The 13288-nt window shown below is 71.7% G+C and carries 11 protein-coding genes and 1 pseudogene; 5 read left to right on the top strand and 7 right to left on the bottom strand.

Annotated elements, in window-relative coordinates:
- The 6 genes from Pta02_RS38050 to wecB form a co-directional block, all read right to left on the bottom strand.
- Positions 1–801: MCP four helix bundle domain-containing protein (locus Pta02_RS38050; RefSeq protein WP_203879886.1), on the bottom strand; the 801-nt coding region annotated here is incomplete at its 3' end.
- Between the two features lie 168 nt (positions 802–969).
- Positions 970–1341, bottom strand: a complete 372-nt coding sequence (locus tag Pta02_RS38045; RefSeq protein WP_203879885.1) for a hypothetical protein — start codon at positions 1339–1341, stop codon at positions 970–972.
- Complete coding sequence (locus Pta02_RS38040) at positions 1328–1966, bottom strand: PilZ domain-containing protein (protein WP_203879884.1); 639 nt, start codon at positions 1964–1966, stop codon at positions 1328–1330. The genes Pta02_RS38045 and Pta02_RS38040 overlap by 14 nt, the downstream gene beginning before the upstream one ends.
- Entirely contained in the window at positions 1963–3294 is a 1332-nt protein-coding gene (locus Pta02_RS38035) for a hypothetical protein (RefSeq protein WP_203879883.1), read from the bottom strand. The genes Pta02_RS38040 and Pta02_RS38035 overlap by 4 nt, the downstream gene beginning before the upstream one ends.
- On the bottom strand, positions 3272–5314 hold the full coding sequence (gene flhA, locus Pta02_RS38030) for a flagellar biosynthesis protein FlhA (RefSeq protein WP_203879882.1): 2043 nt from the start codon (positions 5312–5314) through the stop codon (positions 3272–3274). The genes Pta02_RS38035 and flhA overlap by 23 nt, the downstream gene beginning before the upstream one ends.
- Positions 5315–5506: 192 nt before the next feature.
- Entirely contained in the window at positions 5507–6670 is a 1164-nt protein-coding gene (wecB, locus tag Pta02_RS38025; protein ID WP_203879881.1) for a non-hydrolyzing UDP-N-acetylglucosamine 2-epimerase, read from the bottom strand.
- Positions 6671–6988: 318 nt separating this feature from the next.
- On the opposite strand from wecB, the gene Pta02_RS38020 reads away from it, so the two are divergent.
- On the top strand, positions 6989–7387 hold the full coding sequence (locus tag Pta02_RS38020; RefSeq protein WP_203879880.1) for a histidine kinase N-terminal 7TM domain-containing protein: 399 nt from the start codon (positions 6989–6991) through the stop codon (positions 7385–7387).
- A 14-nt stretch (positions 7388–7401) separates the two neighbouring features.
- On the opposite strand, the pseudogene Pta02_RS38015 reads toward Pta02_RS38020, so the two are convergent.
- Positions 7402–8594: pseudogene (locus Pta02_RS38015) on the bottom strand (RNA-guided endonuclease InsQ/TnpB family protein); the annotation flags it as partial.
- A 167-nt stretch (positions 8595–8761) separates the two neighbouring features.
- On the opposite strand from Pta02_RS38015, the gene Pta02_RS38010 reads away from it, so the two are divergent.
- The 4 genes from Pta02_RS38010 (at position 8762) to Pta02_RS37995 (ending at position 13190) form a co-directional block, all read left to right on the top strand.
- Positions 8762–9016, top strand: a complete 255-nt coding sequence (locus Pta02_RS38010; RefSeq protein WP_239131546.1) for a PAS domain-containing protein — start codon at positions 8762–8764, stop codon at positions 9014–9016.
- Positions 9017–9208: 192 nt separating this feature from the next.
- Complete coding sequence (locus Pta02_RS38005; protein WP_203879877.1) at positions 9209–10873, top strand: methyl-accepting chemotaxis protein; 1665 nt, start codon at positions 9209–9211, stop codon at positions 10871–10873.
- Positions 10874–10913: 40 nt separating this feature from the next.
- A complete protein-coding gene (locus tag Pta02_RS38000) occupies positions 10914–12008 on the top strand; it encodes a sugar ABC transporter substrate-binding protein (RefSeq protein ID WP_203879876.1) in 1095 nt (364 codons plus the stop codon).
- 96 nt (positions 12009–12104) lie between these two features.
- Positions 12105–13190, top strand: coding sequence for a methyl-accepting chemotaxis protein (locus Pta02_RS37995; RefSeq protein WP_203879875.1), 1086 nt, complete (start codon positions 12105–12107; stop codon positions 13188–13190).
- The last annotated feature ends 98 nt before the right edge of the window (positions 13191–13288 follow it).

Raw genomic sequence — 13288 nt, 5'->3', positions numbered from 1 at the left:
ACGGGAGGCGACCTCCACCTTCTGGGTCAGATCACCGCCGGCGACCGCGCCCAGGGCGCCGGAGACCGCGCTCAGCGGGCGCACGATCAGGCGTGAGACCACCATGGCCAGGCCCAGGGCCAGCAGCAGGCCGAGGCCGAGCATCATCAGGATCAGGGTGCGGGCGGACTCGTACTCCTCCATGGTGTGGACGGTCATCGCCTCGGCGTCCTGCCGCTCCATCACCGCCAGCTGGTCCATGGCCTCGTTCATCTGGCCGGACACGTCGGCGAACTGCTTCAGGATCGCCGCGGTGTCGGTGCCGACCTGGATCCCGGACGACGACTTCTCGCCGAAGATCACGACGGCGCGCAGGGCCTGGTAGTTCTTCCAGGCCTCATCGAAGGAGACGACGGTGTCCTTCCAGCCCGCCGTGGAGGAGGGCTGGGCCTTGTAGGCGTCGAACGCGGCGGTAACCTCGCCGGTGAACTCCTTCACCTGCTGCGCGGCGCCGGCCCTGAGGTCGGCCTCCTGCACGGCCATCAGGGCGGAGGTCGCGTTGAACATGTCGGCCATCGAGCCGCGGGTGTCGACCAGGTGGGACAGCCGCTGGACGTTGGCCTCCTTGACCTGGTTCATGTCGTCGTTCAGCGCGCTCATGCGGTTCAGCGCCACCGCGCTGATGCCGCCGCCCATCACGGCCACGACGGCCACGGCGGTCAGAATCTTGGTGTTGATGCGCCGGTCGGCGAACCACCCCAGCAGCGGGTTGCGCTGAACGGTCACTACGGGCGGTGCGGATGCGGTCACGGGGTCGGTCACGATCAGGTCCTTTCCAGTACGGGACCGGGAGGGCTGCTGGGGCAGCGAAAGATAGATGTCGGCATCCGTATCGGCAGGAGAAGCCGTGATTTGAGGCGATTACCCACCATCACCGCCCGTGCCGCGGATGCCGGCCCTCAGCGGTGACCTGGAAAAGGACCCCGGGCGTCAGCTCGCGGCGCCGGGCGGAAGGGCGGCGGCGGGCGTGACGCTCTCCGCCCCCATGAGCTCCCCGGCGGGCGTGCCGGACGCACCGGAGGCGCCGGGCCCGGGAGAAGGATCGCTCACCCGTCTGCCGCCCATGGACGGCACCCTGTCGACCGACACGGTCACCACGGTCGGGTCGTCCTCCTCCTGCGAGCCGTAGGAGGCGGTGACCCGCCGCAGCAGGCCGAACATGAGGGCGCTCACCGCGACCGCCACGAGATAGCGGATCAGGGCGGAGGCGACGTCCAGGTCTTCCAGTACGAACGCGTGCCACAGGGCCGGTCCGGCCAGGACCAGCGCCAGCAGCAGCACGGGGGGGCTAGCGACGAGCATTGTCGGAGGCCGCCTTCCTCGCCTTGATCTGGGCGTTCATGACGTAACGACGGACCAGCTGGCCCTGCGCGTCCGGCGGGTCGTAGACGACCACCGCGACGACGCCCTCCCCGTCGGGCGCGCTCACGGTCAGCACGTGGCCCTCGAGCACGAGGAGGTTGTTGTCCAGCGCCATCTTGACCAGCACGGACTGCTCGGGGAACAGCCCCGAGGCGGCTCCCTGGCAGCGCACGCCCCGCTCGGAGATGTCGATGAAGCGGCCGTGGAAGACCTCCGCGCCGGTGTCGAGGTCCAGCAGCCGGATCGGCTCGCCGGCGGCCACCCGTACGGCGTGGCGGCGGCTGTAGTAGCTCACGGTGCCCTCCGCCTCGACGGTCCAGACGCTGACCCGGCCGCGTTCGAGGGCGGTGAACGTCCCGGGCGCGGTGTACAGACCGCGGGGCCCGGTCCAGTGGAGCGACACCTCCGTGCCGAGCTCCGGCACGTCGATGTCACCGGCGCCGCGTGGCGCGGCGACCTTCAGGACGAGCCCGTCGGTGTCCTCCACCCGGGTGGGATAGACCCTGCCGTCCGGCAGGGCGATCTCCACCAGGGCGTTGACGTCGGGCAGGCCGGCAGATGTCACGACTGCGCCTCCTCCAGTCGCTCGCACAGCAGCCCGGCCCACTCCTGAGGGGTGCAGGGACGGTCCGCCAGATAGGAAACGGGGATGTTCAGGTCGAGAACGCTCGCCGGGTCGCCGGTGGCGTTCAGGGAGTTGACGGCGATGGCGTCGATCTTGCCGAGCGTGCGCAGGTGGCGCGCGGTGTCGGCGGTCTTGCGGGTGGCGTCGACGATGGCCCACACGGCGGTCGCGCCGAGCGCGTCGGCGACCGAGCACGCCCACTCGCCGTTGCCCTCGTCGGGGGCGGAGGCCACGACGACGATGTACGGGACGTCGTCCCGGTGGATCTTGCGGGCCTTGCGGAGGGCCGCCACCGGGCCGGACAGGCGCCGGGCCGTGTGGATCTCGGTGCCCGCGGTGGAGCGGGCCGCCAGCAGGATCTGCCCGGAGCCCACGTTCAGGACGCGCGCGACCTCCTTGGCCAGGGTCAGCGCGGCCTGGGTCTCGCCGACGATGACGAGCACGTCACCGGGGCGGCCCGGCGCCGGCGCGGCCTGCGGCAGTTCGGCCATGACGCGCTTGATCGCGGCGTAGGTGTCGGAGCCGGTGACCCGCCGGGCCAGGTGCTCGGGCATGCCGAGCTCCATCAGCGCCTCCACGCGGGCCGTGCGCGGCTCGGCCACCGGGGGCCGGTAGGCGCGCGGCGCCAGGGCGGCGGCCTGCTCCTCGACCAGGGCCAGGGCGGCGGTCTGCTGCTCGACCAGGGACACGGCGGCCTGCTCCTCGGCGACCGCCGAGGGCTGGTAGGCGCGCGCCACCATGGTGCCGGTGCGGGCGGGGACGGCGGAGTCGCGCTGGAGCGCGGCCAGCATGTCGGCGAAGGCCAGGTTCTCCGTGCCGGTCTCGACCACGAAGTCCTCGGGCGCCTTCACCGCGGCCTTCGCGGCGGCGTTCTTCGCCGCGGCGGCCTTGGCCTGGGTGAGCAGGGCCTCGGCCCGGGCCTGGCCCTGGGCGGGGATGCTCTGCGCCGCGGCGCGGGAGGCGGCGGCGATGCTCTGCGGGGCGCCGGTCGCGCCCAGTCGCCGCTCCTGCTGCTCGGCCTGCTCCAGCAGCGCCGCCACCGGGTCGATGGGCGCGGCCGCCGGGGCGGGCTCCGGCGTGGCCGGGCGGGCGGGCGGGTCGGCGATCTCGACGGTCAGCTCGTAGCGCTGACGGGCGAAGAATCCGGCGAACCCGCCGGTGCGGACGCGGTCCGCCGACACGATGGAGACGTCCGGTCCGTGCTCATTGCGGACCTGGGACAGCAGCTCCTCGATGTCGGGTCCCTCAAGCAGCAAGCGCTTCGGCATCGGTCACAACTCCCAGGGTTTCCACACGGAACGGGCATTCCGCGATCTCGGTGTAGGACAGCAGGGGCAGGCGGGGCGCGGCGAACTTCAGCATTCGCCGCAGGGGCAGGCGCAGCTGGGGCGAGCAGACGAGCACCGGGGCGATGCCCTGCTGCTCGGCGGCCTCGACGAGCTGGGTCGCCTTGCCGATCACGGCCTCGGCGCGGGCCGTGTCGATGATCAGCTGAATGCCCTGGTCGGTGGGCCGCAGCGACTCCAGCAGCGAGTGCTCCAGCCGGGGGTCCAGCGTCAGGACCGGAAGACCGCTCTCGGGTACGGCGTGCCGGGCGGCGATCGCCGGGCCCAGCGCGCTGCGGACGGACTCGTGGAGCGTGTCCGGGTCGGAGGTGGTCTTGCCGGCCAGCGACAGGGCCTCGAAGATGCGAACCAGGTCCCGGATGGAGACGCCCTCGTCGAGCAGCGACTGCAGCACCGTCTGGATCTGGCCCAGGCTGAGCAGCGCCGGGGTGAGCTCCTCCACGACGACCGGGTGGCTGCGCCGTACGGCCTCCACCAGCGCGCGGACGTCCTCGCGGCCCAGCAGGCGGCTGGCGTTGGCGCGCACCATCTCCGACAGGTGGGTGATGATGACCGACGCCCGGTCGACCACGGTCGCGCCGGTGAGCTCGGCCTGGTGGCGCAGCTCGGTGGGGACCCACTTGCCCTCCAGGCCGAACACCGGCTCCAGACCGGCCCGGCCGGGCAGGCTGTCCAGCCCGTCGCCGATGGCCAGCACGGTGCCGGGCGGGGCCTGGCCGCGGGCGACCTCCACGCCGTTGATGCGCACGACGTAGGTGGACAGCGGGAGGTCGAGGTCGTCGCGGGTGTGCACCGGCGGCATGATGATGCCGGTCTCCAGCGCGATCTTGCGGCGGAGCGAGCGCACCCGGTCGAGCAGGTCGCCGCCGGCGGCGTCGACCAGGTCGATGAGGTCGGGGGCCAGGGCCAGCTCCAGCGGGTCGACCCGGATCTCTCCCATGAGCGACTCGGGCGAGTCCGGCGCCGGGCCCGCGGCCACGGCCTGGGTCTCCTCCTCCTTCTCCTCGGGGGCGGAGGGGACGCGCTGGGCCAGGAACAGGATCAGGCCGCCGATGATGAGGAAGGGGAGCTTGGGCAGCCCCGGGATGAGGACCAGGGCCAGTGCGGCGCCGCCGCCGACCTGCAGCGCGCGCTTCTGCGCGCCGAGCTGGCCGATCACGCTGCTGCCCATGTCGCCCTCGCCGCTGGCGCGGGCCACCATGAGGCCGGTGGCGACCGACAGCAGCAGCGCCGGGATCTGGGAGACCAGGCCGTCACCGATGCTCAGCAGGCTGTAGGTCTGGATCGCCTCGCCGGCCGGCATGCCCTTCTGCAGGACGCCGACGGCGAAGCCGCCGAGGAGGTTGATGACGGTGATGATGATGGCGGCGATGGCGTCGCCCTTGACGAACTTCGAGCCACCGTCCATCGAGCCGTAGAAGTCGGCCTCGGCGGTGACCTCGTGGCGGCGCTTGCGGGCCTCGGCCTCGTCGATGAGACCGGCGTTCAGGTCGGCGTCGATGGCCATCTGCTTGCCGGGCATGGCGTCGAGGGTGAAGCGCGCGCCGACCTCGGCCACGCGCTCGGCGCCCTTGGTGATGACGACGAACTGGATGATGACCAGGATCGTGAAGATCACGATTCCGACGATGAGGGAGCCGCCGACGACGAAGTGGCCGAAGGCCTCGATGACCTTTCCGGCGAATCCGTCGAGCAGCACCAGGCGGGTCGCGCTGATGTTGAGCGCCAGCCGGAACAGCGTCAGGACGAGCAGGAGGGCGGGGAAGGAGGAGAACTCCAGCGGCCGCTTCACGTTCATGCTGACCATGACCACGACCAGGGCGATCGTGATGTTGGCGGCGATGAGCATGTCGAGGACGATCGTCGGCACCGGGATGACCATCATCACAACGATCATGACGACGCCGATCGGGACCGCCAGCTGGCTCAGGCCTTTAGGCAACGGGGTGCCCCCTCCGCTTCTGGCTGGAACGCTTCGGCCGGTCCACTCCTTGACCAACGCACGCCGTCCTGGCGACCTCCCCAATCGGCCCCCGCGGCGGCCGTATGAGGTTTTTCGGATGCGAGACGAAAAAGACATGCCGAAGGAGCCGCGACGCCTCGGGGGCGCGCCGCGGCTCCTTCCGAGCCGGGGTCAGGCGACGGCCAGGTCGCCCTCACCGGACTCGGTACGGCCGGCCAGGTCGAGCGCCAGGCGGCGCACGATGCGCTCGGCCGCCCGCCCGTCGCCGAAGGGGTTGACCGCGGTGGCCATCCGCTCGTACGCGACGCGGTCGTCGAGCAGGCGGGTGGCCGCGGTGACGATCTCGCCCGGCTCGGTGCCCACCAGCAGGGCGACGCCGGCGTCCACGGCCTCGGGCCGCTCGGTGGTGGTGCGCAGCACCAGCACCGGCTTGCCCAGCGTGGGCGCCTCCTCCTGGACCCCGCCGGAGTCGGTCAGGACCAGGTCGGAGGCGTCGAGCGTGGCGGCGAAGTCGAAGTAGTCGAGCGGCTCGACGAGCCGGACGCGGGGGTTGCCGTCCAGGACGGGCAGCAGCGCGTCGCGCACGGCGGGGCTCTTGTGCAGCGGCAGGACGATCTCGACGTCGGGCCGCGCGGCCAGCTCGCCCAGCGCCTTGGCGATGCCCTGCATGGTGTCGCCCTGGTTCTCACGCCGGTGCAGGGTGACCAGCACCCGCCGGTGGGAGGTGGTGAAGGCCGCCCGGCCCTCACGACGGCCCAGGACCCACAGCAGGTTGTCGATCACGGTGTTGCCGGTGACCTGGATCTGCCCGGGCTCGACGCCCTCGCCGCGCAGGTTCGCGGCCGACCCCTCGGTGGGCGCGAAGTGCCAGCGCACCATGGGGGCCACCAGGCGGCGGTTGAGCTCCTCGGGGAAGGGGTTGCCGATGACGCCGGTGCGCAGGCCCGCCTCCACGTGCGCGACGGGCACGCCCTCGTAGAAGGCCGCCAGCGCGCCCATCAGCGCCGTGGTCGTGTCGCCCTGGACGACCACCACGTCCGGGGCGTCGGCCCGTACGGCCTCGCCCAGGCCGCTGATCAGGCGGGCGGTCAGCCCCGACAGCTGCTGGCGCTCGCGCATGACGGCGAGGTCGCGGCTGCTGTCCATCTGCAGCCGCTGCAGCATCTGGTCGAGCATCTCCCGGTGCTGCCCGGTCGAGATGACCGCGGGCTCGAAGAACGGAGAGGCGCTCATCGCGCGCAGGACCGGGGCGAGCTTGATCGCCTCCGGGCGGGTCCCGAGGATGAGGGCGGCGCGGATGCGGCCGCGCCTGCGGGGAATGGGGATCGCGGACATCGCCGGGAGACTCCTGACCTTATGGAAGGGATCACGGGGAACCCGGTTCCGCGGAAGCGGCCATAGTGGTCCCGCGCCTCCGATCGGCTGGAACCCCGCGCGGTTTAGCGGGAATCCTCAGGTCGATCCGCGATCACGCCGATGAGGGGATCCGATCCGGCGCGCGAGGGACCGGCCGGGAAGGGCGTGAGGGATGAGCACAGGACTGTCGTCTCTGTTCTTCATGCTTCCGGCGATCGTCTCGGGTGTCGTGACGGTCGTCGGCTGGCGTCGCCGGCACGTCACGCCCGCGGTCGGCGCGGTGGCGGCCGTCTCGGCGTGCACCGTCACCTGGTCGTCACCTCCGCCGAGGCGGGCGGCCCGCAGGGGTTCCTGGTCCGCTTCGGCCCGCTGTTCTGGGCGCACACCGCCTACGGATACGCCCTGGTGGCCTTCGGCACGGTGCGGATGGCCCGCGCGTGGCTGACCGGCCCGCGCGCCCAGCGCCGCCTGTACGCGTTCGTCCTGCTCAGTGAGATGCCCGGGACCGTCTCGGGGGTCATCGTCCTGATGGGGGCGATCGGGATGAGCGTTCCGGCCCCGCTGCTCGCCCTGGCCCCGCTCGGGTTCTGCCTCACCTCGGTCCTGACCTTCTGGGCCCTGGTGCGGCTGTCGCTGCACGAACTGGTGCCGGTGAACCGCTCCCAGCTCTTCGACTTGACCTCCTCCCCCTCCTGAAGGGGGATTCCAACCGTCGCCGGTCGGTCTTCCTGCTTCACCGCCGGTCGCCTTCCCGAGAGGACTCTCGTTGAGGTCTTACACCGGCTCCACAGGCGTTTTACCTCTCCGCCAGCCCGGCGGCGAGGATGTTCTTCGCGGCGTTGACGTCGCGATCGTGCAGTGCGCCGCAGGCGCACTGCCAGGTCCGGACGCCCAGCGGCATCGTCCCCCGCAACGCGCCGCAGGCCGAGCACAGCTTGGAGGACGGAAACCAGCGGTCCACTGCCGCCACGGTGCGCCCGTACCAGGCGGCCTTGTACTCCAGCATCGTCCGGAGTTCCCGCCAGGAGGCATCAGAGATCGCGCGGGCCAGCGAGTGGTTCTTGACCAGGTTGCGGACGGTCAGGTCCTCCACGGCGATCACTTGGTTCTCGCGAACGAGCCGTGTGGTGAGTTTGTGCAGGAAGTCGCGGCGGCGGTCGGTGATCCGGGCGTGGGCGCGGGCGACCTTCACCCGCGCCTTGGCCCGGTTACTCGAACCCTTCGCCTTGCGGGCGAGGTTCCGCTGGGCCCTGGCCAGCCTGCGCCGGTCGGCCCGCTCGTGCTTCGGGTTGACGATCTTCTCGCCGGTCGACAGGGTGAGCAGGGACGTGATCCCGGCGTCCACCCCCACCGACTGCTCTATGGGATCGAGCGGGCGGATCGTCTCCTCCACCAGGAGGGACACGAACCAGCGCCCGGCCGCGTCCTTCGACACCGTCACCGTGGACGGCTGCGCCCCGTCGGGCAGGGGGCGCGACCAGACGATGTCCAGCGGTTGATCCATCTTCGCCAGGGTGAGCCGCCCGTCGCGCCAGCGGAACGCGCTGCGGGTGTACTCGGCGCTGGCCCGGGACTTCTTGCGGGACTTGAACGTCGGGTACTTCGCGCGCTTGGCGAAGAAGTTGGCGAACGCCGCCTGAAGGTGGCGCAACGCCTGCTGCAACGGGACCGACGACACCTCCGACAGGAAGTCGAGGTCGCCGCTGCGCTTCCACTTCGTCAGGCGTGCCGAGGTCTCCACGTAGGAAACCCGGCGGCCTTCCAGCGTGTAGGCGCGGGTGCGCTCTTCGAGGGCCTTGTTGTAGACGAGGCGGACGCAGCCGAACGTCCGGGCAAGCTCGGATGCCTGCTCGGGGGTCGGGTGGAAGCGGTACTTGTAGGCCCGCTTCACGATCTGCGCCATGCCTCACATTGTACTGCGTGATCGGTTAAGGATCGTGCGATTGTTCGATGCGGCGGTTCGCCTGACGGCGAATCGCCTGCCCCTGCCCTGCTCCGCAGGAGTCCGATTCCTCCCCCGCCTGAAGGCGGGGGTTTCCTCGGAGGTTTCCGATAATCAGCGACGTGGTCATGTCGATCGACTCCTCCGGCCGCATCCTGGACGTCAACCCCGCCGCCGCCCGGCTGGTCGGGCTGCCGATCACGGAGGCCCTCGGCAGGCCGCTGATCGAAGGACCGCTGGAGGACGGGATGGAGCTCAGCCGGACCGTCACCGACGCCCGGGGGAGCACGGTCGACCTGGACATGCGGGTCAGCGCGCTGCGCGACAACCGTCTGCGCGAGCAGGCCGCCGAGGTCCCCGGCCCCTCCTCCGCCGCCGCCTGACCCCGGCGGGGCGCGTTCCCATCCGCCTGCCCGGCGCCCGGCCGTACGTCCCGCCGGTTGCGTTCCGGGCGGGAAAACAGTTGCCGCCCGGGTGCGAGCTCGGCGGGGAAAACCCTCAACTCGCGCCTCCCCCGCCCGATGAAGTGGCTGCCGCGCGTCTGTCGGCGGCCAGATTGAAGGGAAAACGCGCCGATGAACGAGGCGTCAGGCATCACGATCCGGCGAGACGCCGTTCCGGCCGCGAACTCACCGCGGCGCAGGCCGGTCCTGCGCGCCGTGGCCAACATGCCGATCTCCCGCAAGCTGCTGCTGCTGGTGGCGCTGGGATGCTCCGTGGCGGCGGTCGTGGTCGCGGTCGGCCTGTCGGGGCTCGGCAGCGTCGACCAGCGGGTCGAGGACATCTACCGCGGCAACCTGGAGCCCTCGGCCCAGCTCGCCACGATCAACTCCGCCGCGCTGCGCGTGCAGAACGGCATCGCCAACCTGGCCCTGTCCGACGGCGAGGTCGCCCGCGCGTCCTTCCGCGAGGGGATCGACGAGGCCGGCGAGCAGCTCGACCAGGCCCTGAAGACCTACCGCGCCTCCGTGGACGAGAACGCCAAGCGCGAGATGGTCGACCGGTTCGAGATCTGGTGGTCGGCCTACCGCAACATCCTGGAGCACCGCCTGCTCCCGCTCGCCGAGTCCGGCGACGGCGCCGCCTTCCAGCAGGCCTACCTGGGCGACGGGCAGATCACCAGCAACAACGCCATGACCGCCCTGCAGGAGCTGCTGCGCTACGAGCAGACCAGCGGCGCCTCCGCCGCGGCCTCGGCGCACTCGGCCTACGACACCGCGCGCAACCTCATGCTCACCGCGCTCGTGGCCGGCCTGCTCGTCGCGCTCGCGCTCAGCCGCTACATCTCCGGCCTGATCGTGCGGCCGATCCGCCAGGTGCACGACGTGCTGCAGGCCCTGGCCGCCGGTGACCTCACCGCCAAGGTCGAGGCCGTGCAGCGCGACGAGGTGGGCGAGATGGCCGAGGCCCTGACGGTCGCCACCGCCAGCACCCGCGACGCCGTACGGGCCCTGGGTGAGAACTCCGAGTCCCTGGCCGCCGCCGCCGAGGAGCTCGCGGCGATCAGCTCCCAGATGGGGGCCAGCGCCAAGGACGCCTCCGGCCGGGCCGAGGGGGTCGCCGGAGCCGCCAACGACGTCAGCTCGCACGTGGCGGCGGTCGCCGCCGGCGCCGAGGAGATGGGCGCCTCCATCCAGGAGATCTCCCGCAACACGAGCGAGGCCGCCCAGGTGGCCGCCCGTGCGGTGAGCGTCGCCTCCTCGGCGAACGAGACCATCGGCAAGCTCGGCACCTCCAGCGCCGAGATCGGCGACGTGGTCAAGGCCATCACCTCCATCGCCCAGCAGACCAACCTGCTGGCCCTGAACGCCACCATCGAGGCCGCCCGCGCCGGCGAGTTCGGCAAGGGCTTCGCCGTGGTCGCCCAGGAGGTCAAGGACCTGGCCCAGGAGACCGCCAAGGCGACCGAGGACATCGGCCGCCGGGTGCAGGCCATCCAGGCCGACACCGACGCCGCGGTCGGCGCGATCAGCGAGATCACCGAGGTGATCGCGCAGATCAGCGAGTACCAGGAGACCGTGGCCGCCGCCGTCGAGGAGCAGGCCGCGACCACCCGGACGATGAGCCGCAGCGTCGCCGAGGCCGCCACCGGCTCCAGCGGCATCGCCGCCAACATCAACGGCGTCGCCGACGCCACCGACATGACCGGCCAGGGCGTGACCAGCACCGCCGAGGCCGTCGGCGAGCTGGCGGGGATGGCCGCGCGGATGCGCACGCTGGTATCCCGCTTCACCTACTGACCCGGCTGGCGAGCAGCCCTCCGAACGGAGACGACGAACAATGCGCAAGTACCGACGTGCGGCCGCGGCGATGGCCGTGGCGATCGCGGGCACCGTACTGGCCGGGTGCGGCATCCTGCCGGGATCCGACGAGAGCGGCGCGGACAAGGCCGCGGCCGCCACCGGGCAGCGGGTGGCCCTGCTGCTGCCCGAGCGCAACGCCAGCCGCTACGACGCGGCGGACGCGCCCTACTTCTCCCAGCGGCTCAAGAAGCTCTGCCCCGCCTGCGTCATCGACTACCGCAACGCCGCGCAGGACGCCGACGAGCAGCTCTCCCAGGCCGAGGAGGCCCTGGAGGAGGGGGCCGAGGTGCTCGTGCTGACCCCGGTCGACAGCGCCGCGGCCGCGGCGATCGTCGAGCGGGCCCGCAGCAAGGACGTGCCGGTCATCTCCTACGACCGCCTGGTCCTGGGCACGCCCGTCGACTACTACGTCTCCTTCGACAACGCCAAGGTGGGACGCCTGCAGGCCGAGGCGCTGCTGGCCGCGCTGGGGGACAAGGCCGGCTCCGGCGAGATCCTGTGGATCAACGGCTCGCCGACCGACAACAACGCCACCCTGTTCAAGAAGGGCGCGCACGAGACGCTGGACGGCAAGGTCGGCATCGCCGCGGAGTTCGACACCCCCGAGTGGAACCCCGAGAACGCCAAGGCCTGGACCGCCCGCACGCTGAAGTCCCTGAACGGGCGCGACCTGGTGGGCGTCTACGCGGCCAACGACGGCACGGCGGGCGGCGCGATCGCCGCCATGCGCGCCGCGGGCCTGCCGGCCGTCCCGGTCACCGGCCAGGACGCCGAGATCGCCGCCCTGCAGCGCATCCTCGTCGGACGGCAGCACATGACCGTCTACAAGGCGGTGCGCCTGGAGGCGGAGAAGACCGCCGAGCTGGCCTTCGACCTGCTCAGCGGTAAGAAGCCGGAGATGGACAGCACGGTGGACAACGGCGCCGGCGCCGTGCCGTCCCTGCTGCTGGACCCGGTCACCGTCACCAAGGACACCATCAAGGAGACCGTCGTCAAGGACGGTTACGTCACCCCCGGCGCGCTGTGCGCCGGCGCCTACGCCGAGGCGTGCTCGGCGGCGGGCATCGCCTGACCGGCCGGCGAAGTCGCCCAGCGCCGGGCCGGGGCTCTCAGCTTCGGCCCGGCGCTGCCGATTTTCCGTAGAGGACGACTGAAGGAGCTGAAGATCATGAAATGGCTGCGGTCACGGCGGGCGGGTGCCGACGTCCACCCGCTGGTGCAGACCCACCAGGCGTTGCTGACGGCGCTGGACAAGGCCCCCGCGGTCCTGTTGATCGTCGACGAGGCCGGCGAGGTCGCCTACCGCAATCAGGCGGCCGACCGCCTTCTGCAGGAGACGGCGGCCTCCTACGGCTTCGAGGCGCTGGTGATGCTGAGCGACAAGCTCAAGGCCGACCTGCGCCGGGCCACGTCCTTCCCGCTCAGCACGATCTCGGAGTTGCCGTTCAACGGTGACACCGTCTACGGATCGGCCACCTACGACCGGATCCCCGGCGGGTACATCCTGACCTGGTCCGACGCGACGGTGCGGGTCAGGACCGACAGGGCCGTGCGGGAGCTGAGCCAGGAGCTGGCCGCGGCCGGTGCGGCCCTCACCCAGGCCGGCCAGGAGATGGTGAGCACCGCCGGTGCCAGCGCCGGCCAGGCCGAGACCGTCTCCCACAGCTCCTCGGAGCTGACCGAGAGCATCCAGGAGATCTCCCGCGGAGTCAGCAGCGCCGCCTCCAGCACCACGACGGCAGCCGACACCGCCCGTGACGCCACCCGCCGGATGGAGCAGCTGCAGGAGTCCAGCCGGCAGATCGGCAGCATCACCAAGCTGATCACCGAGATCGCCGAGCAGACCAAGCTCCTGGCCCTGAACGCCACCATCGAGTCGGCCCGCGCCGGCGAGATGGGCAAGGGCTTCGCGGTCGTGGCCAGCGAGGTCAAGGACCTGGCCGCCCGTACGGCGGTGGCCACCGCGCAGATCACCGACATGATCGACGGCATCCAGGCCGAGAGCGTCCAGGCCGCCGAGGGCATCTCCGGCATCGTCGGGCTCATCGACGCCGTCGCCGAGCAGCAGACCCTGATCGCCGCCGCGGTGGAGGAGCAGAGCGCCACCAGCGTGGAGATGTCCCGCGGGATGGCCGCGGTCGCCGACTCCGGCCAGTCCGCGGCCCGCACGGCCGAGACCGTGCTCGCCGCCGCGGCGAAGCTGCAGGACCAGGCCACCCGGCTCAGCGAGATCGCCAAGGCCGTCAACGCCTGACCGGCTCCGGCACCGCAGAGGGGACCGGCCGTACGCCCACGTACGGCCGGTCCCGTCGTTTCCGGCGGCCCTGCGGCCCGGACCGGGGGATCGGGCGG

Origin of the sequence: Paraplanobispora takensis (genome assembly GCF_016863195.1) — a bacterium.
Lineage (GTDB): Bacteria > Actinomycetota > Actinomycetes > Streptosporangiales > Streptosporangiaceae > Planobispora > Planobispora takensis.
Note: the sequence above shows the minus strand (reverse complement) of the source record. Positions and strands in the feature narration are given on the sequence as shown.

Bases quoted from the DNA above. Each gene is read 5' to 3' on its own strand.
- Pta02_RS38010 (WP_239131546.1), top strand. From the start codon at position 8,762: ATGTCGATCGACTCCTCCGGCCGCATCCTGGACGTCAACCCCGCCGCC.
- Pta02_RS38045 (WP_203879885.1), bottom strand. From the start codon at position 1,341: ATGCTCGTCGCTAGCCCCCCCGTGCTGCTGCTGGCGCTGGTCCTGGCC.
- Pta02_RS38005 (WP_203879877.1), top strand. From the start codon at position 9,209: ATGAACGAGGCGTCAGGCATCACGATCCGGCGAGACGCCGTTCCGGCC.
- Pta02_RS38035 (WP_203879883.1), bottom strand. From the start codon at position 3,294: ATGCCGAAGCGCTTGCTGCTTGAGGGACCCGACATCGAGGAGCTGCTG.
- wecB (WP_203879881.1), bottom strand. From the start codon at position 6,670: ATGTCCGCGATCCCCATTCCCCGCAGGCGCGGCCGCATCCGCGCCGCC.
- Pta02_RS38000 (WP_203879876.1), top strand. From the start codon at position 10,914: ATGCGCAAGTACCGACGTGCGGCCGCGGCGATGGCCGTGGCGATCGCG.
- Pta02_RS37995 (WP_203879875.1), top strand. From the start codon at position 12,105: ATGAAATGGCTGCGGTCACGGCGGGCGGGTGCCGACGTCCACCCGCTG.